A 24,611-nucleotide genomic window follows, 5' to 3' on the forward strand; every position below is an offset into this window, starting at 1 on the left:
CGCTACAATAATGGGCTTAGCAACCTGGGCGAGACTCTCATGGCTGTATTTACCCCGCTTAGCGACGCACAGGTCGCCGCGTTTTTAGAAAAATTTGATGTAGGTAGTTTCGTTTCCCTTCAGGGAGTTGCGGGCGGCACTGAAAATTCGACATTTTTTGTGACTACCGACCGCCGCGAGCTCGTTTTAACGCTGTTTGAACAGGGTGAGCACGAAGAGCTGCCGTTCTTTGTCGAACTTTTGGACTATTTAGACGAGCACCGCCTCCCGGTGCCCGGCACGGTACATGACCGCGAAGGTATCGCGCTGCACAGTCTGGAAGGCAAACCGGCGCTGCTATTTCCGCGCCTGCCCGGCCGTCACCCAGAAGCGCCTAACTTGGCGCAATGCCGTGCCTTGGGCGACACCCTGGGCCGCATGCACGTGGTCTCAAAACGCTTCCCTGGGCACCGTCCAAACCCGCGCGACCTAAACTGGTTACATGTGATGCACCACAAGGTGCTGAGCTATTTAAGCCCAGCAGATCAAACCTTGATGAAGGATGAAGTCGACGACTTTGAGAGCGCCTTTATTCAACACAATGAGCTGCCACAAGGCGCTCTGCACGGTGACCTTTTCCGCGACAATACCCTGTTTGAGGGTGATCAGTTGGGCGGCATCATCGACTTTTATAACGGCTGCACCGGCGATCTGCTATTTGATCTGGCGATTGTGATCAACGATTGGGCTTCTAACGAGGACGGTACGCTCAACGCTGAGCGTTACGACACGCTCTTGAGCGCCTATCTTGCGCGGCGTCCATTAACCACGGCTGAGCGTGAGCTATGGCCTACCATGTTACGTATGACGGCGCTGCGTTATTGGCTGTCGCGCCTGCTGGTGGTTTACGTTGATCCCCCGGCCCACGATTTGACGCCCCACGACCCGGAGCGTTTCCGTACTATTTTAAATGCGCGCATTGCCCACGGTGCGCTGCCACTGCCAGAGGTAACTGCATGAGTGTGACGGCCACCACTAGCCCGGCGCTGCGCGCACGGCGCACCTGGAATATCGATCAATGGGGCAGCGGCTATTTCGATGTCGATGACCACGGCCAAGCCCTGGTTCGTCCGCTGGGCAGCGATGCAGAAGGTCCGACGCTACCGCTGAGTGGGCTGGTGCGCCAACTGCAAAGCGCCGGGCTGCGTCTACCGGTGCTGGTACGTTTTAGCGATATTCTTCATGACCGTGTTGAGCAGCTATGCGGCGCCTTTGATGCCGCCATGAGCGACTGCGAGTATCAGGGTGGCTATACTGCTGTTTACCCTATCAAGGTAAACCAGCAGCGCCGGGTAGTTGAGGAAATTCTGGCCACTGCCGAGCGCGGTAGTGGCCGCGTAGGGCTGGAAGCGGGCAGTAAGCCTGAGTTGCTGGCGGTGTTGGCACTTTCAGACGGTGGCTCTTCACTGATTGTCTGTAATGGCTACAAGGACCGCGAATATGTCCGGCTAGCCCTGCTGGGTGAGAAGCTCGGCCATAAGGTCTATTTGGTGGTCGAAAAGCTCTCCGAACTGCAGTTGATTTTGGAAGAGGCCCGCGAGCTGGACGTTACCCCGCGTATTGGCCTGCGTGCCCGCCTTGCCTCAGTGGGTAAAGGAAAATGGCAGAATACCGGTGGCGAAAAATCCAAGTTCGGCCTGACTGCCAGCCAGATTCTTGAGGTGGTAGACACCTTACGCCGCGAGGATGCACTGGAAAGTCTGCAGCTTGTGCACTTCCACCTGGGTTCTCAGATTGCCAATATTCGCGATATTCAGCGAGGCTTACGCGAGTGCGCGCGGTTCTATCAGAACCTTATGCAGCTGGGCGCGCCTATCGACACCGTGGATGTAGGCGGTGGGCTGGGCATTGATTACGAAGGCACCCGCTCACGCAGTTTCTGTTCGGCCAACTACTCGATGCGCGAATATGCCCGTAACGTAGTGAGCGCTTTTGCTCAACTATGCCAAGAGGCGGACCTACCCCAACCCCATCTGATCAGCGAGTCTGGCCGCGCGCTAACCGCCCACCACGCAGTGCTCATCACCAACGTGATTGGCGAAGAGCGTATTGATCACACCCCGCCGGAACGACACGCTCAAGAGGATACTCAAGTTGAGTTGCTGTGGCGTGTATTTGAGCAACTCGCGACCCCCCAGGAGCCACGCATGCTGGTAGAAGCGTGGCACGATCTGCTTCAAGCGGTGAGCGAGTTGCAGGAACGTTTTGTGATGGGGTTGAGTGATATTACCGCCCGCGCTGAAGGCGAGCGGGTGTATATGGCCGCCTGCGCGCGGCTGCGTACCCAGCTCGACACCCGTAACCGTGCCCACCGTGAGATTATGGACGAGTTAGCGGAGAAGCTAGCCGATAAGCTTTTCGTCAACTTCTCATTGTTCCAATCGGTGCCTGACGTTTGGGGCATCGAGCAGATATTCCCGGTGTTGCCCCTTAGCGGGTTGGATCAAGCGCCAACGCGTCGAGCAGTGATTCAGGATATTACCTGCGATTCCGATGGCCGCATCGACAGCTATGTCGATGGCCAGGGCGTGGAGAGCACCCTGCCGCTGCCCGAATGGGCATCCGATGACGAGCGCTGGTTAGGGTTCTTCCTGGTAGGCGCCTATCAGGAGATTCTTGGCGATCTTCACAACCTGTTCGGCGACACTGATTCCGTTGATGCTGCGCTCAATGCAGACGGCGAGTGGACGCTTTCAAACCCACTGGCAGGAGACTCGGTGGCCGATGTACTGGCCTACGTTAACTTCAATGCCAATGTGCTCAAGCAAAAGCTCACCGATCAATTGGCGGCAAGCGGCTTCTCTGCCGACGAACAGGCACGCTTTGCAGCAAGCCTAAGCGAAGGGCTGGAAGGCTACACCTATCTTGAGTAACGAGGTTGAGCGCTTGGTCTTGAAGAGCGCATTTTGGTAGCTCAAAACAAGAAACGCCACCCTGATTGTGGGGTGGCGTTTCCATTGAGCTTACGATAGCCAGTGCTTTTGGCGTGCTATCTACTCTATCGTTGTAATAGTCGGCTATTTTCTGCCATTTATTACTCTGCTTTCTATTACTCAACCACGCTAGTTTCGATATCCAAACCACCGGTCAAGGTTAAGCGCAGTGATGAACCGCGAACTAACTCACCTACCCCCGACGGCGTACCGGTTAAAATCACATCACCCGGCTCTAAGGTGAAATGACGGCTCATTTCAGCGACCAGGGTGGGTATGGCAAAAATCATATCGGAACCTTCACCGTGCTGACGCTCTACACCATCAATTTCAAGCGTAAAAGCCAATGCATTCCAATTAGGTACACGGCTTAACGGCAGGAACGATGAAAGCGGGCAGGCACCATCAAATGCTTTAGCAATCTCCCAAGGATGGCCTTTCTCTTTTAACTTGGTCTGCACATCACGAAGGGTTAAATCCATCGCCAAGCCGATACCAACGATCGCACGTTCGGCTTCATCTTGCGTGGCATGAGTTAAGGTTTCACCCACTAACAGAGCAAGCTCTGTTTCATAATGAACATCGCCGCGAGAAAAAGGCGGATCGATGGGCTTGCTTAGATCCACGACACTGGTTGCTGGTTTAATAAACAGCAACGGCTCTGTAGGAACCGGATTATCCAGCTCTTTCGCATGGTCGGCATAATTGCGGCCGATGCAGACAACTTTGCCCAACGTGTGGGGAAACTCCTGGCCATCGGTAAACTGTGGAACAAAACGCATGGCGGGTATTCTCCTTCTCATTATGCGTGCCGCATTTGCAACGACAGGCGCAACAGTTTACCCCACCTAGACGAAGGTTCCACAGCCTTCCTCTATGATTTTGTTTCCCCACCACTGGTTAGCGATACTGCGGCGCCTGCTGGTCTGGGCTATGCGCCAAGAAGTCAGGGCGCTGCTTAGCAGCTGCATAGGGCGCATCACCACAATTATCCCGGCGGTTAAAAACAAAAAACACATTGCTACGCGGGTCTGGCGACAGGTTTGCGTTTGACGCGTGCAAGGTATTGCAATCAAACAACAGTAAGCCGCCCGCCTTACCTTTTGGCGCTTCGATACCATGCTCAGCCACTAGCTCGGCAAGTGCCTCCGGACTGGGCACACCCACCTCTTGCGCTTTCAGCGAGCTTTTGTGGTTGTCTTCCGGCGTTTCCCCCAGGCACGGCACAAACTTTTTGTGCGAACCGGGAATCAGCATTAGCGGACCATTGAACTCATGGTTATCGGTCAGGATCAGCGAAGCGCTTACTGCGTGCATCGCTGGCATGCCATCTTCCGAGTGCCATGTCTCAAAATCGGAGTGCCAGTTAAAGCCCTTACCGGCAAACCCAGGCTTGTAGTTAATCCGCGACTGATGAACGTATGGGTCATCGCCAATGATTTGACGCGCCGCGCCTGCTACCCGCTCGTCGCTGGCCAATTGGCCCAAACGTTCAGAGAGAAAGTGCACCGCAAATAGCGAACGTAATTCCTGGCTCTCTGGCTCAGTGACGCTGAACTCTTTATCTAGATAATCGTCGTTGCTCATCAACGCACTCATTTCTTGGCACAGTTCATCAAGCTCTGCGCCTTCAATGAGGTTGGGAATAAACAAAAACCCCTTACGCTCGAACTCATCAAGCTGCGACTGACTTAAAGGGCCGGAAAGTTGGCGCCCTTTAACTACCGCATCTTGTCGCGGTAACCACGTGTTCTCAGGGGCGTCAGCCAAGCGCGACGGGTAGGCATCCTGACCCTGTTTACGCTGAACCTCAGTACTGTGAGCCTGTGTGTTATGAACATTAGGTGTGTCGGCCATTTCGCTATATTGCTTATGGGCGTTTACAGAATTTAGCGGTGTGCTTTTGACTGTCATCTAATCCACTCCTTGTATGATTAGGTTTCAGGTCGAACTATATTGCAGGGAGTAGAGTAGACAAACTATATAAGCATGCAAGTTTAACAATGCTTTTCATAACGTATGTTACGTGAAAAAAATTGAACGGACATATTTATAACCTGAGTTAACTTATCTTCCACAACCTCCTCGTTTTAAAAACATTAATATAATAAAAATAATTAAAAACCAGTTAATCAAATTATCACATTATCTTCAGATGACCATAGATCAGTTCTTCGTCAAAACCTGTATTCTCAGCCATTAGTTTTGGCTGTAACAGCTTGATTGTACTTCTGGTTTTACGAATCATTTTTTTCTGCTCTAAAGCGGTCATACACCGACTTACATGCACGCTTGTAATACCTAATAACTCCCCCACCACTTCCTGAGTAATAGGAAAAGGAAAATAATCAGAAACAATCATACCCTTGAGTTTATAGCGAGCAAAAATTTCCAATAAAAAATGCGCAACTCTCTCTTCGGCCTTATGATGGGTGCAACTCCTTAATCTTTCAATAGCAATATTATCATTAACAATAATATAAGAAACGATTGCTCTTTTAATGTCTGAAAACTCCTCAAACAAGAAATGCACATCATCGACAGCAATCGTATCAAGTTCACAATTCTCTAATGCCCATATCGAAAAACCATAGTTATTAATAAAACTTTCTCTCACGCCAACAATATCGCCGGGCATATAAACATTGCAAATATATTGACTACGATTACTCAATGAATGACATAACGTAATCCAGCCCTTTTTGACTATAAATATTCCTTCTTTATCCTGAATTGATGCATATAATTTCTGATTTTTTTTTAGCTCTACACTGCGTCGCCTAATTTTTGACAGATGCTCCTGGGACTCTTCGCCGAGCTTACCGTAACGGCTCAGAATATCACTAAGCGTAATAAGCTTACTGGGCATTTCTAACACTTGAAACACCTGGGCATTAGAGTTTCTCCTGACAGCAATATCACTTTGGACATCGACCGCTTGGTCTGCCCTCTCCAAACCACACTGCAGCTAGAAAATTGCATTTAGAAAACAGTTACATACAAAAAATTATAACTTTAAAGAATCATACTGAACGCACAATCTTCACCATTAAACACTAAAATGAAAAAACGGTTTATAACGTAAGTTATAGAAATAAAAAAAATCAACCTAGACACACGTTAACTGAACCAAAAATAGCATATTTTTTAATCACCAACGACCACCTCTGTTAACAAATAAGCTCTTATCACCACAACATTAACATTTCTATATTATAAAAATAATTTCACAACCCAGCTCCAGACTATTTACTCTATAGCCTGGAAGTTTTCTCTCTCCATAAAAATCCGGGATATCCCAGGGAAAGGGCTTTGTGTTGATGGACGCGACGTCACCACCAGATTGAGAAGCGCTAAACTTTAGCGTCGGATTCAATGCGTAAGGAATTTGGACATGAAAAAGCGTTTCACCGAATAACTCACCATTAGTTTCCTTGGCGAAACAGAAGCATGGCTGCCCATCAAAGAACTCTGCCGTCGGTACGATTTCACAGAAGCCAGTTACTATTTATGGCGCAGCAAGCGTTTGTAAGGCAGTTCAAGTGGGCACTTTCCAGCCGCCAAGTGTTTGAATGATTGAAGATGACACGGCCCGAAACGCTCACTGACATACAGCGTGCTACCCGCTTCTATTACCTACAGCAGAACGCCTTTGGTGCCCGGATCGAAGGCCAAACTTTTGGCACTGCCACCACCACACCACCAGGCTTGAACTTGCTGCGCTTAGAGGAGACGCTATCAGCGGCTCACTTGCGCCTATCAAGCACCTTTATAGAGCACCTAAGCTGGCAGGACTGCATTGAGCGGTATGACCGCCCACACACCCTCTTCTATATGGACCCGCCCTACTGGCAGACGGAGGGATATGGGGTACCCTTTGGCATAGAACAGTACGAAGAAATGGCGAGCATGTTGGCAAAGCTCAAGGGCATCATCAGCCTCAATGACCACCAAGACATCCGCCGGATCTTCGCGGGCTACCACATCGAAACCACCGACATACGCTACACCATAGGCGGCGGCAAAGGCTCAGACGCCAAAGAGGTGCTGATATTTAGCTGGGATGTGGATGCAGAACCGGCGGGATTGTTTTAGATAACCGAAGAACTCAATTGGAACAAGAGGTGGCAACACAGTTACTTACACAGATGGCTGAAGTAAAGGCTGCAGTTGAACAGAACAGCTCTCTATTGAGCGATCTCGGGCCTCCTGCCATTTCAGGCATTGTTGGCTTTTTCGCAGCATTTATTCCTGTTGTTTGGCTGGAACGTCGCAGGGAGAAGCGACAGGCTCGTACCCTTCGCGCTTCCCTGATCGCCGAGATATCAGGGATGGCCGAGATCATTCGCGCCCGAGGTTACATAGAGGCTTTACGCGAGGGTGCAGAGGGACGCATAAGCACAATGTCAGTAAATGTGCCTGGGGACTACTTCATTATCTATAAAAGCAATACTGCTAGGCTTGGCTTGCTGGAGCCTGAGGAGGCATCACGTATAGTGCATCTTTACCACTTAATTGAGAGCGTGGTTCAGGATGTTATACCCGGCGGGATACTCTACACAGGAGTAGGTGGCCAGCATGGCTTTCAGCAAGATGTCGATTTTTTAGAACGGGCCTTAGTCTTAGCTGATGAGATTATTTCGGGACATACAACCAAGCGCTAATAATTATTATGAAGTGTGGAAAAGCTAATAGGTAACGAGGATAACTGATGGAAATAGGAGCAGCAGTAACAGCTGTCAAGGGAGCGCTTGATCTGGCGCGTTCTGCCAAGGACGTAAACGACCGTGCGCAGCTCAATGCGGCAATGAGCGACATCATGGACAAGCTGACTACAGCACAGTCCGATCTCCTTGAATTACTTACTGAGCATCATCGGCTAGTTGACGAAAATAGGGAGATGAAAATCCAACTCAGCCAAGAGGCGCGCTTTGATCAGTATCGAATGGAAAAATCCCCGAAGGGGTATTTTATTTTGAAGCTCAGGGAGGAGTTCGTGAATGAGGATAACCCACCCCATGCTATCTGCCACTTTTGCAAAGAGTCAGGTAAGTTAACTCCTATGTCAGAGAATAATCTCAACTACAAATGCCCGACTTGTAAGTACGTGGCTTGGCTTCAAGACCAGCCCCCTCGCTATGCTAAGAGGAGAGTCATTCACAGTGGCTTGCGCCAGTAGCTTCAAACGGTTTAGGTAGTGCCAAATTAGCTGCAAAATTCTGGCACTGTTGTTCTTTCAAACAGTGCCAAGTCTACCGCTAGAAAGTGCCAAATGCGGCGCGCGTTTACACTACGCTGTAGACACTTTGTCGACACATACGAAAAAGCCGTCCTTTCGGACGGCTTAATCTGAGTCTCTAACGCTTTGCTTTTAACCACTTTCTAGTGGTGCCGACACCAGGAGTCGAACCCGGGACCTACTGATTACAAGATATTACAATTAAATATAAAAATCAGTGAGTTGAGCGCCAAAAAACTATGTGAAAGCCGATCACCCAGACATTGTAATTCAATCGTTTACCGAATTGAACTACGTAGCTAATTGCTTCTAGGTGGTGCAATGAAACCAGGACAAAATAATCAAACTCTGTACTTCCCCTACCTGCTCCGACACCACTGCTTAAGTTCGCATGAAAACGCATGAAAATAACTTCCCTTATAACCGCCCTTCCGCCCAGCAATGGCGGAGCCTGAGTGCCTGCCGCAATAGTGCATAAAATCACACAGGTTTAGCGCGCAGGCGGGGCGGGGAGTCGACGGCGCGCCGTGGGTGGCCACTATGGATCTGAATTGAGCATCTCGTACAGCTTCTGAGCTCGGTGTTCTTTATCTAAAGCAGATATCAGATCCCAAGCAGAGTAGACAAAATAACCACCAGAAATTGTTAGGGTAATCCCAAACACTGTAGCCAAGAAAAAGTTTAGAACCTGCCCCAAATCACCACCCAGCAACGCAGCTTCACCAGCTGAAAAGATTCTCAAGAAAACATTAAACAAAAGGAAAGCCCCCACCATTGCGAAGGCAGCACCCACCATCAATGCTGGCAATCCTAATGCTAGGGAAAGTAGCGCTCGCTTTGTACGAGAAAAATTGATCCAGCGTCCATGAGTGAGGTTATGGGTGTCGAAGTCACATCTGAAAACAGGTGAGGTACGGCCAAACACACTAAGCGCTTCATGAGGCCCCCAGTCACTACGCGCAAGACGATCAATAAATTTCGCTGACGCACTTTTTTTGTAAGCTTTGAAAAAAGCCGCCTCGAGCCTAAGTTGTCTGGCTGGGCTATCTTCATCTTCCTGATATTTTTCCAAAGCATCGCAAAGATCATCGAGATTACGTTGTCTATTGAAAAACCGTGCGATCAGGTTCAGAAATAGCTCCTGCATGGTCTAATTCCTTAAATGCGAACATTAGAAACCGCCCTCAATGGGGCGGTTTTGGTTAATAAATTGGCTTCCACCCTAGCGGTTAGTGATGATCAGCTCACCGCGTGGCTCGGTCGCCTGCTGCCCTACAGTATACCTAATTAAAGTTGTTTTTAGGGTTAAGCCCTGGAAAGCATCACGCATCTCTGGTGTGTCGTTAACGCTGATCACGAACTGCCCCTTCCCTTCACGGGCCAGCTCACCCATGCGGTAGTACCCCTCAAGCGGGAAGTCGCGGCCGTAGCCGGCTGTACCCCAATAAGGTGGATCGAGGTAGAACAGCGTCCCTTCCCGATCGTAACGACGGATGCACTCTGCCCAATCAAGGTGCTCAACCACTGTACGAGCCAGGCGCAGGTGCGCGGCGCTGAGATCTTCCTCAATGCGTAGGAGATTCATTCGTGGTGGGGAAACCGCAGAGGTGCCAAATGTCTGGCCGCTCACCTTGCCGCCAAACGCCAGCTTTTGCAGGTAGAAGAATCGCGCCGCCCGCTGAATATCGGTTAGGTGGTGCGGGTCGATCTCTCGTTGAGTGAGGTATTCTTCCCGGCTAATCAGTCCCCAGCGGAACTGCTTCACCAGCTCATCAGGGTGGTGCTTCACCACGCGGTAGAGGTTTACCAGCTCCCCATGCGCGTCGTTGATGACTTCCACTTTGCTGGGTGCTTTCATAAAGAAGAGCGCAGCACCGCCACAGAACGGTTCCACGTAGGCAGTGTGCGGTTTGAAGAGCGGTAGGATCTGTTTGGCCAAACGTCGCTTGCCGCCCATCCAGGGCAATATCGGTCGATTCATCATCCATGATACCTGTTCAAATATACAGTATTGATATACAGTAGTTGGTATCGCTTGCGGGGCCGGGACGCTCCCACTGTTTTCAGGGATGAAACGAGCGATGTGCGCCTGGTCATGCCAGGCGCTTTTTTATTTATGGGTCTAGCGAATACTCTTTAAACCGAATCACCTCTTCTCCCAGCACGTCGTTGATCTCACTAAACACCGCCTGTACCGGTTCCAGCTCATTGGTGACAAATACCTTGGCGGCCTTCTCCACGTCACCAAACCCGCCGGTGTTGTTGGGGATGATGCCCATCAGTTGCGGTGGGATACGGTGACCTGCTAACTGGTCGTCGCGGGTGATATTTTTGATCGCGGCAAAGTCGTCCTTGGCGGCGACCTCGCTGATCGGGATGATCTGGATGCCGTCTTTCTTACCGTTGGGGCTGTACATAAACAGGTTGCGGAAGTTGCCCACGCCCTTCGATTCCTTTAGCGCCGAGCGCATGGCGTCGATATCTTCCTGGTTGTGGGCAGCGTCGGAGACGTACATCACAAAGCCCGCGTGGGAGCCATTGAGGTAATACTTGCGCCGGAACAGCGTGGCGTTTTCGTTGAGGTAGATCGACTGCAGCGCACCCAGGTAATCCGGCACGCCATACACCTCCTGGTTAATGTCCGGTTCCAGCAGGTGAATGATGCTGCCCTCGTCGAATTCGCTGCGATCGGACCAGTTGGGCACCCAGAAGTAGCGGCTAAGATCCGCGCCGCGGCGAACGTATTTCGCCCGCGCTGGTTTCAGTGCCAACAGTCTATTCAAGCGACCATAAATCTTTTCCAGGTAGCAGTTGCCGAACACCAGGTAATCAGTGGCCAGCGCACTGAATGCCTGGCGGCTGAGCAGCGGGTGAGGAATAAACGAACGCACCAGAATGTTGCGTTTCACCTGGATGGCCGAGCCATGGTGCGCCGTGGCACGATAGGTCTGGGAGAGCGCCGGAAAATCCACCGGTGGCTCGTACCACTCATTGCCCAACATCCAGCAGCCAGTGTAGAAAAAGTCATAGCCATCGATCACCGGCGTCGGCTCGCCAAAGCTAAACGCCTCCGCTTTGGCAGGCGCGGTCGTGGTCTCGGTGTCTTTCACATAAGCAGGCACGCGTACCCGCGGCTTCTGCGCTGCTGCCGCTTCGCTCATCCGTATAACTCCATTAGGGAACGGCCCGTGCCGTGATCGACCGGGCCATCGAGTGGCTCATTGTGTAAGGCGTGCATGGTCGCCCACGCCAGGTCAGCGTGGCCGGTCTGGTTATTGCGCCCAGCGGTGTAGGTCATTTGGCGTCCGGAGGCTGTCAGCTCCCGGCGGATCGCCATAAACGACTGGGCGAGATCCACCCAGCCTGCATCGAATTCAAGCCGCCCCTTATTGATGATCTGCTGCGCCTGCATTACCAGGCGCGACTTCATTTCCGGGGTATAGCGGTAACGGGTGACGGTGGGGAAGAACTTCGCCACCAGTTGGGCCACGGCTTCACCCAGGCCTGAAGTATCGATGCCGATAAAGGTCACGTTATAGCGGTGGGTGACGCTGCGGATAAACTCTGATTGGGCCTCATAGTCGCGGCCCTTCAACCGGTGGCGTTCCAGGATACGGTGCTTACTGTCGGAGGTTTTTGGCGGTGCGACCACAACAAGGCCAGCCCCATCGCCATCTTCACTATCTCCGGCCGGATCGTAACCAATCCACACCGGATGCTCGCCATAGGGCCGCGGCGCGAAGGGTTTTAGATCCCGCCAGGCATCCCAACTATCCACCATGCAGCGCTGCATCATCGCCAGCGGGAAGGCACTTTGCGTGTCATCCACGAACTCGCACATCAGCAGGTTCTTGAAGGCATCGGGGCTATATTTGCGACGAAGCTTGTCAATATCGAGCAGGATGTCACCGCCGCGTGCCACGGCATCTTCAACCGTGACGATCTGTCGCCAGTGATCATCCTCACAGCGTCGGCCACCAGACAAGGCGCTGTGAGACACATCGATTTTGATATGGTCGGCTTTGGGACGCCCTTCGTTGAAATGGCTGCCCGTCCAGAACGGATAGGCTTCATGGGTGACAGATGAGGGCGTAGAGAAATAGGTTTCTCGCCACTGCTTCTGCATCGCCATCCCTGACGTCACCTGCTGGAACTGTTCAAAGCCGTGAATCCAGAAATATTCATCTAGATAGGTATCGCCGTGGTAACCCTGCGCCGTTTTGGCGTTGGTTCCCAAAAAGTGCAGCTCGGCGCCGTTAGCGAGAATAATCGGGTCGCCCTTCAGCTCCACGCCGGTCGTCTCGAACACGAAGCGCACGATGTAATTTCTGAAGATATGCGCCTGGGCTTTACTCGCCGACATGAATATCTTGTTGCGCCCAGTCTCCAGGGCATCAGCGATCGCTTCCCGAGCGAAGTACCAGGTCGCCCCGATCTGACGACTCTTGAGAATGTTGCGGATCGCTTCTGTTTCTTTCGCCCGGTACCAATCACGTTGATAGTCGAGCAGCGAGGCCTCGAACGCCTCGACAATCTGAATGACACCTTCGTCACCCACGCTGTTGCGTGCTGGCTTCTTCTTCGGCCCCGAGTTACGGCGCTCAATGTTGGGGTTAAGGTCGGCTTCCTTCCCGCTGTCCTGGTACTTATGCACCCGCGCTAACCGCTCGATCTGGCGGCCCAGCAGGTCGATCTCCTTGAAGTCTTTCCCTTCCTTTTGCTCCTTCCAAATCAACTGCACCAGGCGCGCTTCCAGCGCGCCCTCTACCCGCTGGGTCGGCGTGGCGTCGTCCCATGAGTCGCGCTTTTTCCACGAATCAATGGTCGCCCTGGGTATCTCCAGGAACTCGGCAATGCGCGCAATCCGCCACCCCATCCAAAAAAGATGGCGGGCAGAAAGGCGGTAGTGATCGTCGTCGATGTGCGCTTGGGGAGTCATGCCGCCAGCGTACCCGTGCAGGTATCACAACGATTGCCCCACCCGGTGTAAGTAACGCCACTTACACCCAGCCCTCATTGAGCCAAGCCGCGTGTGCGGGGAACCTGACCGCAGCCAAACGCCCAACCCACATACCGAGGCCCGACCATGCCCTGGCACCGCATTGCAAAAGAAGGCGCAACCACCGATGGCCGCACCATCAGCGCCGAATGGCTCACTCAAATGGCCGCCAACTTCGACCCCGACAACTACGGCTGCCGGGTCAATATGGAACACATCAAAGGTCTGCTGCCGGAAGGCCCCTTCAAAGCCTACGGCGATGTCACCGCGCTCAAAACCGAAGAGGGCGACGACGGCAAGCTCGGCCTATACGCCGAGATCGACCCGACCGATGAGCTCAAAGCCATGGTCGAAAAACGCCAGAAGATCTACACCTCCATGGAGATCGATCTCGACTTTGCCGATTCCGGCGAAGCGTACCTGGTTGGCCTAGCCGTCACCGACTCCCCCGCTTCTCTCGGCACGTCCATGCTCAAGTTCAGCGCGTCGGAAGGTAAGAACTCCCCGCTGGCTGCCCGCAAGCAACGCCCGGAAAACCTCTTCTCTGAAGCCATTGAAACCGAGCTCTCATTCAGCACAGAACCGGAAGACAAAGGCCCCTCTCTTGCCGATCGCGTCAAAGCACTCTTCAAAAAGCAGGACGCCAAAACAGAAGCAGGCTTCGCTGCCTTCCGCGCCGACCTGGAAGAGACCCTCGGCCTGTTCGTGGAAAAACACCAGGCACTTAGCGAAGCGCTTAAGAAGCGCCCCACCCAGGCCGCTTTCAATGAGCTCAAAAGCGCCCACGACACGCTGAAAGAAGAGTTCGACGCGCTTTATTCCAAGCTCGACAACACCCCCAGCCGCCCGTCGCGCAAACCTGCCACCGGCAACGACGGCACCATCGAAACCGACTGCTAAGAGACGCCCACGCCCATGCGCAACGAAACCCGCTCGCACTTCAACAACTTCGCCACCAAGGTGGCGAAGCTCAACGGCGTCCCGGACGCCACCCAGAAATTTGCCGTCGACCCCACCATCCAGCAGCGTCTGGAGAAGCGCATTCAGGAATCCAGCGACTTCCTCTCGCGCATCAACATGGTCGGCGTCGATGAACTGAAAGGCGAAAAGCTCGCTCTGGGTGTTACCGGCCCCATCGCCGCCCGAACCAACGTCAACAATCAGGATCGCAAAACCCGCGACCTCACCACGCTGGACGCCCAAGGCTATGAGTGCCGAATGACCGAATTCGACACCCACCTGGGCTACGCCAAGCTGGATGCCTGGGCCAAGTTCCCCAACTTCCAGGCCATGGTGCGCGATGTCATCGTTCGTCAGCAGGCGCTGGACCGCATGATGATCGGTTTTAACGGCATCACCGCCTCTGCGCAAACCGACCCGGTGGCCAACCCGTACCTGGAAGACGTCAACATCGGCTGGCTGCAGCACTACCGCACCCAGGCTCCTCAGCGAGTGATGAAAAACGGTAAAACCAACGGCAAGATCCTCATTGACCACACAAAGATAAAAGACGATACGAACAAAGTAACCGGCATCGTAGGTGACTACGCCACGCTAGACGCGCTTGTCCAAGACGCAGTCAGTAGCCTGCTGGACCCATGGTTCCGCCGTTTGCCAAGTCTAGTGGTCATCCTCGGCCGCAATCTCATGGCTGATAAGTATTTCCCACTGCTCAACCAGCTACCGCCTAGCGAGCAGTTGGCCGCCGACCTGGTCATCAGTCAGAAGCGCATCGGTGGGCTGCAAGGCATGGATGTGCCTTTCTTCCCTGATAACGCGCTGATGGTCACCACCCTCGATAACCTCTCGGTCTACTGGCAGAACGGCGCCCGCCGCCGCTATGTCACCGAGAACCCCCGTCGCAACCGCGTGGAAAACTTCGAATCCTCTAACGACGCCTACGTGGTAGAGGACTTCGGTGCGGGCTGCTTGGTAGAAAACATCGAGCTGTCTGAAGCTGCTCGCAACGGGATAACGGAGTAACAATGACCAGCCCAGCCCGCCGCCACTTTGAACGCGTCAGCGCCGCCCTCGCGGCCGCTGATGCCGGTGAAGCACCCATGCAAGGCGAAGCCTTTGAGCTCATGCAAGCCGCGCTGTTTGAAGACTACCGCTTGCTCAAATCCACCCAATCAATGGAGCGCAAGGCCGAGATCAAGCGCGAGATCCTGCCCAAGTACGCCGAATACATCACCGGCGTTTTGGAAGCCGGGCAAGGCGCTCAGGACGACGTACTGATGCGCGTCATGCTCTGGCGAATCGATGCCGGTGACCTTGCCGGAGCCATTGCGATCGCCAAGTACGCCATCAAGCACGGTCTCACCCCGCCGGATCAATTCGAGCGTGGCACAGCCGCCATCATCGCCGAAGAGGTCGCCGACCAGGCGTTAAAGCAGTTGGATGAAGAGGGAGCCGATACCACCGCCCTACTGGTTCACCTGATCGATGTAGAGCAGCTCACCAGCGACGCTGACATGCACGATCAGATCCGCGCCAAGTTGCATAAGGCGCTGGGCTACGCCTGTCGGGCTACCGGCCAATTGGAAGATGCCCAGGTCAATCTGGAGCGCGCCCTAACACTCAACGACCGCATAGGCGTGAAGAAAGACCTCGAACGCCTGGAACGCGAGCTGAAGCAAAACGCTGCACAGCCAAAGGCTGACAGCTAACAGAGTCGACCGCCGACGTCAGGGGGCGCGACGTAAGAGCCAGGCACTAACACCTAAGCCCATGCCCATGCTCGAACGCCGCCCACCCCCTTTTATTCAATTGAGGTAACCCGATGAGCAGCTTTATCTCGGCAGGCACCAACAGCGGCAAAACCGAAGCCACCGCCATCGAGAACCGTCTCGAAAATAATGGCTTCTGGCCGGCGATCCAGCCCAGCGACTTCCGGGAGACTCACCGGCTGGATACCACTATTACCAACGCCCGCATCGAATCCGCACTAAAAGCCGCCATGGCCACGGTGAACCGTGTGCTGCGTCACTGGCAGCAGACCAAGGTCGAGGCGGGCTACCCCACCATGGAAGCGCTGCCCATTCCGGTTTGGCAAACGCCGGAAGTCTTCAACGTGCTCTATTTGCGCGCTGTTTACTCCACTGCCCACGCCAGTCTCTTAGAACGCTACGCGAATTATGATGCCACCAACAGCGGCCGCGAACGTGGCGAACGCCTGCAAGATCCCGCCGACGGTTACCGCCGCGATGCCGCCTGGGCAATAAGCGAGATCGAAGGTCGGCCTCACAGCACGGTCGAGCTGATATGACCCCCGCTAACTTAACCAAAGTCCGCGCCGAACAGCACGACACCCTGGATGCCATCTGCTACCGCTTTTACGGCACCACGCGAGGCGTCACCGAGCAGGTGCTAGCCGCCAACCCAGGGCTGGCCGAACTAGGGCCGCTATTGCCCCATGGCACGCCGGTGGCACTGCCCGCTATTCCCCAAGCCACCCAGCGCGCCCCCACGGTGAACCTATGGGATTAACTTTTTACTGCGCCCGCTGCCGCGCATGGTCACAACACCGAGGCCCGAATGAGCCACCACTTTGAAATCACCACCGAAAGCGCCAAGGCCGCGCCCCCGGCCATCGTCTCGCTGCTGCATGTCGGCGGCATGACGCCCGCCGACTGGGTCACGGTGCTAACGCTGCTCTACCTCGCGCTGCAGATCGGGCTGCTGGTTCCCCGCTACCTCACCCGCCTGCGCCACTACTGGGAGAAACGCCGTGGGTCTTAAAACCAAACTCGGCATCAGTCTGGCCGCCGGTGCCATCAGTATCGCCACCGCCGTGGTCTCGTTTTATGAAGGGTACGAGCCTACCGCCTACCGCGACCCTGTGGGCATACCCACCATCTGCTACGGCCATACCGCCACGGTGCGCATGGGGCAAACCCTCAGCCAAGCCGAATGCACCGCCCTGCTGCAGCAGGATCTGGGCGATGCTTTCGCAGTGGTAGATCGCCGCGCCCAGGTCGAACTGCCAGCACCCACCCGCGCCGCGCTCGCCTCGTTTGTTTACAACGTCGGGGCAGGCAACTTCGCCCGATCCACTTTGCTGCGCAAGCTCAATACTGGCGATCTACGCGGTGCCTGCCACGAGCTCTCCCGCTGGGTCTATGCCGGGGGGCGCAAACTCAACGGCCTAGTCAAACGCCGCGCTACGGAGCGCGAATTGTGTTTGGAGGGGTTAGCACCATGAACCGCCTACTCGCCGCCCTCGCCATCCTTGCACTGGTGCTACTGGTCACCTGGGCGCTCTGGCAGCGCACCAACGCCGCCGAGGCCCGCGCCGACCTTGCCGAACGGCAACTGGCCGAATCCCTGCAGCGCGAAGCGCAAAACGAGGTGGTCATCAATGCCCTATGGGACAACACCCGCCGCCAAGCCAATCAGCGCCGCGCCCTGGCCCAGCAGCAAGCTTCATTGGCCCGCACTGCTTCCAACCGTCTCACCACCATCGAGGAGCTACATCGTGAAAATGAAACGCTTCGCGCTTGGGCTACCGCTCGCCTGCCTGATGCTGTTAGCCGGATGCGCCGCCGTCCCGCGGTCACCGGCGCCGATGCTTATCACCAATCAGTGCGCGACGCCGAGCCCCTGCACCCTCCCCGCCAGTAACCCGCTCACCAATGGCGAGCTAGACCTGCAGTTGGAACGCACCGAAGCCGCCTGGGCACAGTGCGCCGCCGAGGTCGATGCCGTTATTGCCTGCCACGAGAACGCCGATGAAAAAACTCCACCTACTACGCGCCCACCTGATTAAAGCAGTACCGGCACTAGCCAACGACCCCGATCGGCTGCTCACCTTCGTGGAAGAAGGCAGCATCGAATTTCATCGGGGCCCCAACCTCACACACGAATACCAGTTCACCGCCCAACTGGTACTCACCGACTTCAGCGCGGATCTCGACACCATCATCGTACCGCTGCTGAAATGGTTGGCCGAATACCAGCCGGATGCCGACCCAACGGAAGCCATCAGCTTCGAAGCCGAGATCCTCAGCCACCAATCCGTGGATGTCGCCCTGCGGGTGAAGCTGACCGAGCGAGTGCTGGCCAAGGTGGATTGCGACAATGGTGAGATCAAGGTCGATCACGCCCTGCCCCGCTTCGAGGCCACCGGCTGCCCAGCCGCCCGCTGGCAACTGTTGATTCGTGATAGCGAGGCAGACGACGACTACACCCTGGTCGCCGAGTGGGAAAGCACGCATGGCAGATAATATGGAAGCGTTAGAGGAGTGGGTCGGGCCACTGCTGGCCAAGCTGAACGAAAAACAGCGCCGGACATTGGCCCGCAACGTAGCGCGAGATCTTCGCCGCCGTCAGCGGGAGCGAATCCGCGCCCAAACCAACCCGGATGGCACACCCTTCGCCCCGCGTAAGGAACAACGCTTGCGCGCCCAGCAGGGCAGCATCAAACGCCGTGCCATGTTCAGCAAACTCTCCAGCACCAAGTGGCTCAAGGCCACCACCCAAGGCGACACCGCCGTGGTGGGCTTCTTCGGCAACGTCGCCCGCATCGCCACCACTCACCAACGCGGCCTGAAAGATCGCGTCAGCCGCGACGGCCCCCGCGTCGAGTACGCCCAGCGGGAACTGCTCGGCTTCACCGCGCTGGATCAAGAGCACATCATGGATTCGGTATTGAACCATTTGAGTTCGGTATAAGCGTCTCGGTGTAAATAGCTCTACTCACACCCGCCGCCGCTTCGCCTTCGCCAAACGCCGCCGCAGGATAGCGGCTATGAATATTCCCGAACTTCTCCGCCTGCTGCACAACCTGATCCGCCTCGGCACTATCGCCGAGGTGGATCACGCCGCTGCCCGCGTGCGCGTCAAAACCGGCGAGCTGCTCACCGACTGGCTGCCGTGGATCGAAGGCCGCGCAGGCACCACACGGGACTGGAATCCGCCCACCCAAGGCGAGCAGGTGATCCTCTTTTCACCCGGTGGAGACCCTGCCGCTGGCGTGGTGCTGACCGGGCTTTTCTCCGATGCATACCCCGCACCGGCAGAGACCGCCGCATTGTGGCGCAGGCTGTTTCCGGATCAAGGGCTATTCGAGTACGACCACGCCAACAGTGTGCTGCGCATCCGCCTGCCCGGTGCTATCGAGATCACCGCCCCCGGTGGCACCACTTGGCAGGGCAACATTGCTCATAAAGGCGAACTCAACCGGGAAGGCAAATACACCCAGCAAGGCGGCGAGCTAAGCCACAACGGTAAAAACATCGGCCACGACCATGCCCATGGCGGCATTCAGCCCGGCTCGGCCAATACTCAGGGGCCGGTCTAATGGCAGGCATGAACGCACACACCGGCCGACGGCTAGATTCACTGACTCATATCCAGCAATCGGTAATCGACATTCTCACCACGCCGATTGGCTCTCGTATCATGCGGCGGGACTACGGCTCGCTGCTGCCGGAACTGATCGACCAGCCCCTCAATGGGCCCACGGCGCTGCGCGCCTACTCCGCCACGGTGGTCGCGCTAATGAAGTGGGAGCCACGCATTCGCGTGCAGCAAATCACCCGCCAAGTCTCTACACAGCGCCCCGGCCGCTTTGATCTGATCATCTCCGCCCAGCGGGTGGATAGCGGGGAACGTATCGCGCTGGAGGTACCCGCACCATGAGTATCGCCATCGATCTCTCCCAACTGCCGGTGCCCAACGTAGTCGACGCCATCGACTACGAGGCCATTCTTGCCGAGCTGCTGGCCGACCTACAGGAACGCTACCCGGCGTTTGACGTACCGGCCGAATCCGACCCCATCTACAAGGTGCTGGAAGTAGCGGCATATCGGGAGATGCTGGTTCGTCAGCGGGTCAATGAAGCGGCCCGTGCGGTGATGCTGGCGTATGCCGCCAAGGAAGATCTCGACAACCTGGGTGCCCTGTTCAATGTTCAGCGCCTGCAAATCTCACCCGGCGACCCTGCGGCCATACCGCTGATCCCGCCAGTGTATGAAACGGATGCCGACTTTCGCCGGCGTATCCTGCTCTCGCTACAGGGGCTTTCCACCGCAGGGCCAGAAGGCGCCTATATCTACCACGCTCTTTCCGCCACCGGCGAGGTACTGGATGCCAGTGCCACCAGCCCGAGCCCTGGTGAAGTCGTGGTTACGGTACTGGCCAGGGAAGGCGATGGCACCGCTAGCAACGAACTGCTCACCACCGTTGATAACGCCGTCAGCGCGGAAGATGTGCGGCCGCTGACCGACTTCGTCACCGTACAGAGCGCCAAGATCCTGACCTACGCCATCGCCGCCACGCTCTACTTCTACCCCGGCCCCGATAGCCAGGTCGTGCTGGCCGAAGCGCAGGAAATGGCCCAGCGCTACGCCAACGAACAGCACCGCTTGGGGAAAGACATCACCCTTTCAGGCCTGTATGCCGCCCTGCACCGACCCGGCGTTCAGCGCGTAGAAATGACCAGCCCGGTGGCCACCATCACGGTCAATCGTCAGCAAGCGGCCTACTGCACCAACATTAATCTGACCGATGGGGGCATCGATGAGTAATAGCCTGCTGCCCCCCAATGCCACCCCACTGGAACGCAGCACCGCCGAAACCACCGCTCGTGTCTCAAACGTCCCCACGCCGCTGCGCGACCTCTGGAACCCAGACACCTGCCCCACAGAGTTGCTGCCCTGGCTGGCTTGGTCGCTAGGTGTGGCGGCATGGAAGCCCTACTGGTCCGAGCAGATCAAACGCCAGCGCATTCGCCAGGCCGTCGAGATCCACCGCCGCCGGGGCACGGTGCAATCCGTCCGCCGTGTGGTCGAGTCGTTTGGCGCCGGGGTCGCCATCCGCGAGTGGTGGCAGACCCACCCCAGGGGCACGCCCCACACGTTTGAACTGGTGCTGACGGTGCGCGCCGACAATTACGCCGCCGAACTGCAGGAGGACATCGTGCAGGAAGTGATGCGCGTTAAGCCGGTGCGCAGCCACTTCAACCTGGTCGCAGGCATTGCGGCCGAAGGCGGCATCGGCACCTATGCCGCCGCCCGCCCAACGATCTACCGACGCATTCAAACCGAGGAGTAGCATGGCGCTCAAAATCACCATTACCGACGCTGGGCGTGCAGAACTGATCAACGCCGATAACACCGGCACCGGCCCCGTCGAGATCACCCATATCGCGTTTACCGAGACCGCGTTCACCCCCAGCAAAACACAGACCGCGCTGCCGGATGAGATCAAACGGGTAAGTAGTATCGCCGGGGAAGTGGTAGCAGACGATACGATCAGTGTGACCGCCAAAGACGAAGGCACCGACGCCTACACAGTGCACGGTTTTGGACTGATCAGTGAGTACGGCACCCTGTTCGCGGTCTACAGCCAGGAGGCGCCGATCATCGAGAAGTCGGGGCCCACCACGCTGCTACTCACCGTCGATATCATTCTGGCCGACCTGCCAGCGGCATCGCTGACATTTGGCGATATCAGCTTCAGCAACCCGCCTGCCAGCCTCACGACGCCAGGTGTAACACGCCTGAGTAACGCCACCGACAGCACCGCCCAAAACCTGGCCGCCACACCCCACGCCGTGAAATTGGCCAACGACAACGCCAATACCCGACTAGGTAAAGCCGCCAACCTGGCGGATCTCACCAACCCGGCAACGGCGCGGGTCAATCTTGGCCTAGGGTCATCGGCAACGCTGGGCACCACCGCCCTGCGCACCTCCAGCAGCACCACTTTACTGCTGCAGGCGGCCGCCATGAATGACCACCGCACAAGCGGCGATCACGACGCCCGTTACGTTAAGCGTAACGGTGACAGCATGAATGGCGATCTCACCATCAGCAAAAGCAACCCCTGGCTCACGCTGAACAGCACCACCAGCGGCGGCACCGGCACCGATCAAGGCGCGGGAGTATCGATTGGGGAGTCAGGCTACAAAGGAGATGCGGCGCTGCACCTCACCTATACCGGAGATGGTAAAGGTCACATCGGCATGGGAACAGTCGACCCCGAAACCGGCATCCCTGAGTTCAGCGTTATGGAGCTGCACTACCGAGGCCGAGAAGTGTCGTTCAAGGGAGCGCTTCAACTGCCTGGAGCCACCACGCTGGAAGGGGGCACCAATGGCCTTAAAATCAGCAACGCAGGCAACGGATCGGTCGATATCGGCAACCGGAACACCGGCTATACCCACTATCAAAGCACAGCAGGAAAGCACTACTTTTACGGGGACGTGCACGCCCAAGGTAAGTTCGTCGGCGATGGTGCAGGTTTAACCGGCACCGCTTCACTGCGCGCTAGAGGCACCACAAAAGCGGACGTAGGATTAAGCAAAGTCCCCAACCTAGAGGGCACTGACCAAGATACTGGCAACACTTTAATGACCCGTAACAGCTCCGGCGATACGTGGGCGCGGCTCTTCCGATCTTCCTACACCCCCAAAAATAGCAACGTACAGGTCATCTATACCTCTGCTAAAGACGACGGCACTGATTATATGCGGCCCTCAACGCCAGCTCAGGTTAGGGACGCCATGGGTGCCTTTCATACTGGCAACATCGATAGCGCGTTTCCCGGCGACATCGCCCCCACTGGTTGGACGCGACTACCCAATGGGCTAATCATGCAGTGGGGGTTTATCACCATTCCCGTGGGTGCGTCGTTCGCCAGTGCTGCGCTGCCCACCACTTTCCCTAATCGCGCCTTCCGGGGCGTGGCCACTCGCGTCTCGGCCGCCGTTTCCACAGCGGATACCTGCGGTATCGAGATTTCACAAACCGGCATCACCATCGCCGCCGCCGGTTCATCGGGCAACCGGACGTTCAACTACTGGGTATTTGGCAACTAAGGGAGAAAAAGAGCATGAGAACGTTCTACAGCGCAGCAACCAACAGCTTTTTCGATACCCGGCTCTTCGGCGAACCCACGCTCCTTATCATCGACCCCGAATTTGAATGGCCGATGATTGAGGTGCCCGACCCTAACCACCAGGGCGAAGGCAACGCGCCGTTGATCCAGGTACGCGACGACACCATCGAACCGCCAATGATCGACATGCCCAACTCCGATTGCCGCCTGCCTAAAGACGCCATCGAAATCAGCGCAGAGCAACACCAGGCATTGATCAACCACGACGGGACCCAGCAGCTCGCCGCGGATGAGCATGGCCGCCCGATTCTGGTAGATAAGCCGCCCATCCCACTAGAACAGTTGGCCGAACTCAAACGGAAAGAGCTAGACCGAGCGCGCGACGGGGCCTTCGCAGCGGGATTGGAGTACAACTTCGATGGACAAGTCGACGTGGTGCAAACCCGCCCGCAAGACCAAATCAATCTGCTCGGCCTGTCAGCAAAAGCCCAGCGCTTAATCGCGGCAGGACAACCTGATGCAACGATGACGTTCCGAGGCGGCGACAACGTCAACCGCGAGCTGACCGCCACTGAGATCAATGCTCTGACGCTAGCGGCATTGGGGCATATTGAGGAAATCTATCAGCACAGCTGGGTATTGAAAGATCGGCTAGAAGAGGCTCTGGTCGATGAGGATAGAGAGTCGATTGAAGAATTATTTTGGTGAATGTCGGGAAAAGCACCCTTAAGGGCGTTCTAGACGCCCCCTCCTACTCATGAACGCGTGCAAAAATGTCAGCTCATTTCATAAAGGAGGGGAATTCAATGTCACCAAAATCAAGCTTGCAACTGATGTTAGTAGTGGTAATTGTAGTAGGGTGTTGGGTATTTCAAAACGGCTTTCTGTAATCCTTCTTATGCCCGCCAACCGGCGGGCTTTTCATGAAGTCAGGCGGCGAGCATAGTCAACATAATGAAACAGTTCGCGAGCCAAGTGTGTAAGCCTGTTCCCATGCACAGTAACCGTAGTGCCAAAACCACTAGCCGGCGGCGTCACCAAGCCAGTTCGTGTAAGGCCGTTCAAAAGGGCGCTCACCTCAAGCGGCTTTAACCCCAACTCGCTATCCAGTGCAGCCTGAAACCCGTCAAAGCCCGACTCATCTAGCACTTCCTCATCAGAAGTACCCCACAGATTATGCTCACGCATTAGTAGGATGAGATTCAGCTCAGTGAGCGTGACCCCACTCAACGAACTGATGGCCATCTGTGCTAAGTCAGGCCGCTTATCGGCATCACCACACTGAATTCCACCAATCATGGCATCAGCAATGTAGTCGACCACTTCCCCTTCAGAACAAATCTCAAAGGCTCTACCCACCCGCATGAAAAGTGCGAATCGGTGATTACTGTTGCTCAGTTCTTCTTGAGTCATCCCATGGGCTTCTGCTTTCTGGAGTAGCCGTTCAAATTTCCACTCCATATAGCCGTGATACGCCACCCCAAAGCTTTTTAGCATCAAGCCTGTCTTATCCACCGTCACCCTCTTATTAATATTAAAACGCTAAATAAATTTTATT

Annotated in this window: 30 protein-coding genes; 22 read left to right on the plus strand and 8 right to left on the minus strand. The window is 55.6% G+C overall.

Annotation, left to right across the window (positions count from 1 at the left end; genetic code table 11):
- Positions 1-39 precede the first annotated feature (39 nt).
- Together AC5TBW_RS15455 and speA are read left to right on the plus strand one after the other, a co-directional pair.
- Complete coding sequence (locus AC5TBW_RS15455; RefSeq protein WP_495509412.1) at positions 40-999, plus strand: homoserine kinase; 960 nt, start codon at positions 40-42, stop codon at positions 997-999.
- The gene (gene speA, locus AC5TBW_RS15460; RefSeq protein ID WP_495509413.1) at positions 996-2,912 is read left to right on the plus strand and encodes a biosynthetic arginine decarboxylase; all 1,917 of its coding nucleotides are present in this window, start codon (positions 996-998) and stop codon (positions 2,910-2,912) included. Before AC5TBW_RS15455 ends, speA begins: the two co-directional genes overlap by 4 nt.
- Positions 2,913-3,088: 176 nt before the next feature.
- Here the strand turns inward: speA and AC5TBW_RS15465 are convergent, their stop codons facing one another.
- The 3 genes from AC5TBW_RS15465 to AC5TBW_RS15475 all read right to left on the minus strand — a co-directional run bounded on the left by AC5TBW_RS15465 (position 3,089) and on the right by AC5TBW_RS15475 (position 5,841).
- Complete coding sequence (locus tag AC5TBW_RS15465; protein ID WP_495509414.1) at positions 3,089-3,754, minus strand: fumarylacetoacetate hydrolase family protein; 666 nt, start codon at positions 3,752-3,754, stop codon at positions 3,089-3,091.
- A 118-nt stretch (positions 3,755-3,872) separates the two neighbouring features.
- Entirely contained in the window at positions 3,873-4,886 is a 1,014-nt protein-coding gene (thpD, locus tag AC5TBW_RS15470; protein WP_495509415.1) for an ectoine hydroxylase, read from the minus strand.
- 226 nt (positions 4,887-5,112) lie between these two features.
- Positions 5,113-5,841 carry a Crp/Fnr family transcriptional regulator gene (locus AC5TBW_RS15475; protein ID WP_495511977.1) on the minus strand — a complete coding sequence of 243 codons (729 nt, stop codon included), beginning with the start codon at positions 5,839-5,841 and terminating at the stop codon, positions 5,113-5,115.
- Positions 5,842-6,554: 713 nt separating this feature from the next.
- On the opposite strand from AC5TBW_RS15475, the gene AC5TBW_RS15480 reads away from it, so the two are divergent.
- The 3 genes from AC5TBW_RS15480 to AC5TBW_RS15490 are packed head-to-tail and all read left to right on the plus strand — an operon-like array spanning position 6,555 to position 8,151.
- Complete coding sequence (locus AC5TBW_RS15480; RefSeq protein WP_495509416.1) at positions 6,555-7,067, plus strand: DNA adenine methylase; 513 nt, start codon at positions 6,555-6,557, stop codon at positions 7,065-7,067.
- Between the two features lie 29 nt (positions 7,068-7,096).
- Positions 7,097-7,636, plus strand: a complete 540-nt coding sequence (locus AC5TBW_RS15485) for a hypothetical protein (protein WP_495509417.1) — start codon at positions 7,097-7,099, stop codon at positions 7,634-7,636.
- 47 nt (positions 7,637-7,683) lie between these two features.
- Positions 7,684-8,151 carry an RING finger protein gene (locus tag AC5TBW_RS15490; protein ID WP_495509418.1) on the plus strand — a complete coding sequence of 156 codons (468 nt, stop codon included), beginning with the start codon at positions 7,684-7,686 and terminating at the stop codon, positions 8,149-8,151.
- Positions 8,152-8,749: 598 nt separating this feature from the next.
- Here the strand turns inward: AC5TBW_RS15490 and AC5TBW_RS15495 are convergent.
- The 4 genes from AC5TBW_RS15495 to AC5TBW_RS15510 form a co-directional block, all read right to left on the minus strand.
- On the minus strand, positions 8,750-9,358 hold the full coding sequence (locus AC5TBW_RS15495) for a hypothetical protein (protein ID WP_495509419.1): 609 nt from the start codon (positions 9,356-9,358) through the stop codon (positions 8,750-8,752).
- A gap of 75 nt (positions 9,359-9,433) precedes the next feature.
- Positions 9,434-10,195: a DNA adenine methylase gene (locus AC5TBW_RS15500; RefSeq protein WP_495509420.1), complete on the minus strand. Its 762-nt coding sequence runs from the start codon at positions 10,193-10,195 to the stop codon at positions 9,434-9,436.
- Positions 10,196-10,325: 130 nt separating this feature from the next.
- Positions 10,326-11,372 (minus strand): phage portal protein, encoded by a 1,047-nt coding sequence (locus AC5TBW_RS15505; protein WP_495509421.1) that lies wholly within the window; start codon positions 11,370-11,372, stop codon positions 10,326-10,328.
- Complete coding sequence (locus tag AC5TBW_RS15510; RefSeq protein WP_495509422.1) at positions 11,369-13,150, minus strand: terminase large subunit domain-containing protein; 1,782 nt, start codon at positions 13,148-13,150, stop codon at positions 11,369-11,371. Before AC5TBW_RS15510 ends, AC5TBW_RS15505 begins: the two co-directional genes overlap by 4 nt.
- A 147-nt stretch (positions 13,151-13,297) precedes the next feature.
- Between AC5TBW_RS15510 and AC5TBW_RS15515 the strand changes: the two genes are divergently transcribed.
- From AC5TBW_RS15515 to AC5TBW_RS15595, 17 genes are all read left to right on the plus strand, one after another.
- Positions 13,298-14,110 carry a GPO family capsid scaffolding protein gene (locus tag AC5TBW_RS15515; RefSeq protein WP_495509423.1) on the plus strand — a complete coding sequence of 271 codons (813 nt, stop codon included), beginning with the start codon at positions 13,298-13,300 and terminating at the stop codon, positions 14,108-14,110.
- A gap of 15 nt (positions 14,111-14,125) precedes the next feature.
- Entirely contained in the window at positions 14,126-15,193 is a 1,068-nt protein-coding gene (locus tag AC5TBW_RS15520) for a phage major capsid protein, P2 family (RefSeq protein ID WP_495509424.1), read from the plus strand.
- A gap of 2 nt (positions 15,194-15,195) precedes the next feature.
- A complete protein-coding gene (gene gpM / locus AC5TBW_RS15525) occupies positions 15,196-15,879 on the plus strand; it encodes a phage terminase small subunit (protein WP_495509425.1) in 684 nt (227 codons plus the stop codon).
- A gap of 113 nt (positions 15,880-15,992) precedes the next feature.
- Entirely contained in the window at positions 15,993-16,478 is a 486-nt protein-coding gene (locus AC5TBW_RS15530) for a head completion/stabilization protein (RefSeq protein WP_495509426.1), read from the plus strand.
- Positions 16,475-16,699: a tail protein X gene (locus tag AC5TBW_RS15535; RefSeq protein WP_495509427.1), complete on the plus strand. Its 225-nt coding sequence runs from the start codon at positions 16,475-16,477 to the stop codon at positions 16,697-16,699. The genes AC5TBW_RS15530 and AC5TBW_RS15535 overlap by 4 nt, the downstream gene beginning before the upstream one ends.
- A 48-nt stretch (positions 16,700-16,747) precedes the next feature.
- Complete coding sequence (locus tag AC5TBW_RS15540) at positions 16,748-16,951, plus strand: hypothetical protein (protein WP_495509428.1); 204 nt, start codon at positions 16,748-16,750, stop codon at positions 16,949-16,951.
- A complete protein-coding gene (locus tag AC5TBW_RS15545) occupies positions 16,941-17,414 on the plus strand; it encodes a lysozyme (RefSeq protein WP_495509429.1) in 474 nt (157 codons plus the stop codon). The genes AC5TBW_RS15540 and AC5TBW_RS15545 overlap by 11 nt, the downstream gene beginning before the upstream one ends.
- The gene (lysB, locus tag AC5TBW_RS15550) at positions 17,411-17,833 is read left to right on the plus strand and encodes an Rz-like lysis system protein LysB (protein ID WP_495509430.1); all 423 of its coding nucleotides are present in this window, start codon (positions 17,411-17,413) and stop codon (positions 17,831-17,833) included. The genes AC5TBW_RS15545 and lysB overlap by 4 nt, the downstream gene beginning before the upstream one ends.
- Complete coding sequence (lysC, locus tag AC5TBW_RS15555; protein WP_495509431.1) at positions 17,733-17,978, plus strand: Rz1-like lysis system protein LysC; 246 nt, start codon at positions 17,733-17,735, stop codon at positions 17,976-17,978. Before lysB ends, lysC begins: the two co-directional genes overlap by 101 nt.
- Complete coding sequence (locus AC5TBW_RS15560; RefSeq protein WP_495509432.1) at positions 17,941-18,435, plus strand: phage tail protein; 495 nt, start codon at positions 17,941-17,943, stop codon at positions 18,433-18,435. The genes lysC and AC5TBW_RS15560 overlap by 38 nt, the downstream gene beginning before the upstream one ends.
- Positions 18,425-18,883, plus strand: a complete 459-nt coding sequence (locus AC5TBW_RS15565; RefSeq protein WP_495509433.1) for a phage virion morphogenesis protein — start codon at positions 18,425-18,427, stop codon at positions 18,881-18,883. The genes AC5TBW_RS15560 and AC5TBW_RS15565 overlap by 11 nt, the downstream gene beginning before the upstream one ends.
- Before the next feature lie 76 nt (positions 18,884-18,959).
- On the plus strand, positions 18,960-19,511 hold the full coding sequence (locus AC5TBW_RS15570) for a phage baseplate assembly protein V (RefSeq protein WP_495509434.1): 552 nt from the start codon (positions 18,960-18,962) through the stop codon (positions 19,509-19,511).
- Positions 19,511-19,852, plus strand: a complete 342-nt coding sequence (locus AC5TBW_RS15575) for a GPW/gp25 family protein (RefSeq protein ID WP_495509435.1) — start codon at positions 19,511-19,513, stop codon at positions 19,850-19,852. Before AC5TBW_RS15570 ends, AC5TBW_RS15575 begins: the two co-directional genes overlap by 1 nt.
- Complete coding sequence (locus AC5TBW_RS15580) at positions 19,849-20,739, plus strand: baseplate assembly protein (protein WP_495509436.1); 891 nt, start codon at positions 19,849-19,851, stop codon at positions 20,737-20,739. Before AC5TBW_RS15575 ends, AC5TBW_RS15580 begins: the two co-directional genes overlap by 4 nt.
- Positions 20,732-21,265, plus strand: coding sequence for a phage tail protein I (locus tag AC5TBW_RS15585; RefSeq protein ID WP_495509437.1), 534 nt, complete (start codon positions 20,732-20,734; stop codon positions 21,263-21,265). The genes AC5TBW_RS15580 and AC5TBW_RS15585 overlap by 8 nt, the downstream gene beginning before the upstream one ends.
- A gap of 1 nt (position 21,266) precedes the next feature.
- Positions 21,267-23,033 (plus strand): tail fiber protein, encoded by a 1,767-nt coding sequence (locus AC5TBW_RS15590; RefSeq protein ID WP_495509438.1) that lies wholly within the window; start codon positions 21,267-21,269, stop codon positions 23,031-23,033.
- Between the two features lie 14 nt (positions 23,034-23,047).
- Positions 23,048-23,761, plus strand: a complete 714-nt coding sequence (locus AC5TBW_RS15595; RefSeq protein ID WP_495509439.1) for a DUF4376 domain-containing protein — start codon at positions 23,048-23,050, stop codon at positions 23,759-23,761.
- Positions 23,762-23,974: 213 nt separating this feature from the next.
- Here AC5TBW_RS15595 and AC5TBW_RS15600 read toward each other — a convergent pair whose 3' ends face one another.
- The gene (locus AC5TBW_RS15600; RefSeq protein ID WP_495509440.1) at positions 23,975-24,568 is read right to left on the minus strand and encodes a hypothetical protein; all 594 of its coding nucleotides are present in this window, start codon (positions 24,566-24,568) and stop codon (positions 23,975-23,977) included.
- Positions 24,569-24,611 lie beyond the last annotated feature (43 nt).

It is taken from the genome of Vreelandella sp. ssv (genome assembly GCF_059448525.1).

What these genes read in the sequence shown, in the direction of transcription:
- AC5TBW_RS15535 (WP_495509427.1), top strand. Translation starts at nt 16,475, where the DNA reads ATGACCCCCGCTAACTTAACCAAAGTCCGCGCCGAACAGCACGACACC.
- AC5TBW_RS15465 (WP_495509414.1), bottom strand. Translation starts at nt 3,754, where the DNA reads ATGCGTTTTGTTCCACAGTTTACCGATGGCCAGGAGTTTCCCCACACG.
- AC5TBW_RS15500 (WP_495509420.1), bottom strand. Translation starts at nt 10,195, where the DNA reads ATGATGAATCGACCGATATTGCCCTGGATGGGCGGCAAGCGACGTTTG.
- speA (WP_495509413.1), top strand. Translation starts at nt 996, where the DNA reads ATGAGTGTGACGGCCACCACTAGCCCGGCGCTGCGCGCACGGCGCACC.
- AC5TBW_RS15580 (WP_495509436.1), top strand. Translation starts at nt 19,849, where the DNA reads ATGAGTATCGCCATCGATCTCTCCCAACTGCCGGTGCCCAACGTAGTC.
- AC5TBW_RS15560 (WP_495509432.1), top strand. Translation starts at nt 17,941, where the DNA reads ATGAAAAAACTCCACCTACTACGCGCCCACCTGATTAAAGCAGTACCG.
- AC5TBW_RS15515 (WP_495509423.1), top strand. Translation starts at nt 13,298, where the DNA reads ATGCCCTGGCACCGCATTGCAAAAGAAGGCGCAACCACCGATGGCCGC.
- thpD (WP_495509415.1), bottom strand. Translation starts at nt 4,886, where the DNA reads ATGACAGTCAAAAGCACACCGCTAAATTCTGTAAACGCCCATAAGCAA.
- AC5TBW_RS15520 (WP_495509424.1), top strand. Translation starts at nt 14,126, where the DNA reads ATGCGCAACGAAACCCGCTCGCACTTCAACAACTTCGCCACCAAGGTG.
- AC5TBW_RS15510 (WP_495509422.1), bottom strand. Translation starts at nt 13,150, where the DNA reads ATGACTCCCCAAGCGCACATCGACGACGATCACTACCGCCTTTCTGCC.
- gpM (WP_495509425.1), top strand. Translation starts at nt 15,196, where the DNA reads ATGACCAGCCCAGCCCGCCGCCACTTTGAACGCGTCAGCGCCGCCCTC.
- AC5TBW_RS15595 (WP_495509439.1), top strand. Translation starts at nt 23,048, where the DNA reads ATGAGAACGTTCTACAGCGCAGCAACCAACAGCTTTTTCGATACCCGG.
- AC5TBW_RS15475 (WP_495511977.1), bottom strand. Translation starts at nt 5,841, where the DNA reads ATGCCCAGTAAGCTTATTACGCTTAGTGATATTCTGAGCCGTTACGGT.
- AC5TBW_RS15590 (WP_495509438.1), top strand. Translation starts at nt 21,267, where the DNA reads ATGGCGCTCAAAATCACCATTACCGACGCTGGGCGTGCAGAACTGATC.
- AC5TBW_RS15570 (WP_495509434.1), top strand. Translation starts at nt 18,960, where the DNA reads ATGAATATTCCCGAACTTCTCCGCCTGCTGCACAACCTGATCCGCCTC.
- AC5TBW_RS15490 (WP_495509418.1), top strand. Translation starts at nt 7,684, where the DNA reads ATGGAAATAGGAGCAGCAGTAACAGCTGTCAAGGGAGCGCTTGATCTG.
- lysB (WP_495509430.1), top strand. Translation starts at nt 17,411, where the DNA reads ATGAACCGCCTACTCGCCGCCCTCGCCATCCTTGCACTGGTGCTACTG.
- AC5TBW_RS15455 (WP_495509412.1), top strand. Translation starts at nt 40, where the DNA reads ATGGCTGTATTTACCCCGCTTAGCGACGCACAGGTCGCCGCGTTTTTA.
- AC5TBW_RS15480 (WP_495509416.1), top strand. Translation starts at nt 6,555, where the DNA reads ATGACACGGCCCGAAACGCTCACTGACATACAGCGTGCTACCCGCTTC.
- AC5TBW_RS15540 (WP_495509428.1), top strand. Translation starts at nt 16,748, where the DNA reads ATGAGCCACCACTTTGAAATCACCACCGAAAGCGCCAAGGCCGCGCCC.
- AC5TBW_RS15575 (WP_495509435.1), top strand. Translation starts at nt 19,511, where the DNA reads ATGGCAGGCATGAACGCACACACCGGCCGACGGCTAGATTCACTGACT.
- lysC (WP_495509431.1), top strand. Translation starts at nt 17,733, where the DNA reads ATGCTGTTAGCCGGATGCGCCGCCGTCCCGCGGTCACCGGCGCCGATG.
- AC5TBW_RS15530 (WP_495509426.1), top strand. Translation starts at nt 15,993, where the DNA reads ATGAGCAGCTTTATCTCGGCAGGCACCAACAGCGGCAAAACCGAAGCC.
- AC5TBW_RS15505 (WP_495509421.1), bottom strand. Translation starts at nt 11,372, where the DNA reads ATGAGCGAAGCGGCAGCAGCGCAGAAGCCGCGGGTACGCGTGCCTGCT.
- AC5TBW_RS15585 (WP_495509437.1), top strand. Translation starts at nt 20,732, where the DNA reads ATGAGTAATAGCCTGCTGCCCCCCAATGCCACCCCACTGGAACGCAGC.
- AC5TBW_RS15565 (WP_495509433.1), top strand. Translation starts at nt 18,425, where the DNA reads ATGGCAGATAATATGGAAGCGTTAGAGGAGTGGGTCGGGCCACTGCTG.
- AC5TBW_RS15495 (WP_495509419.1), bottom strand. Translation starts at nt 9,358, where the DNA reads ATGCAGGAGCTATTTCTGAACCTGATCGCACGGTTTTTCAATAGACAA.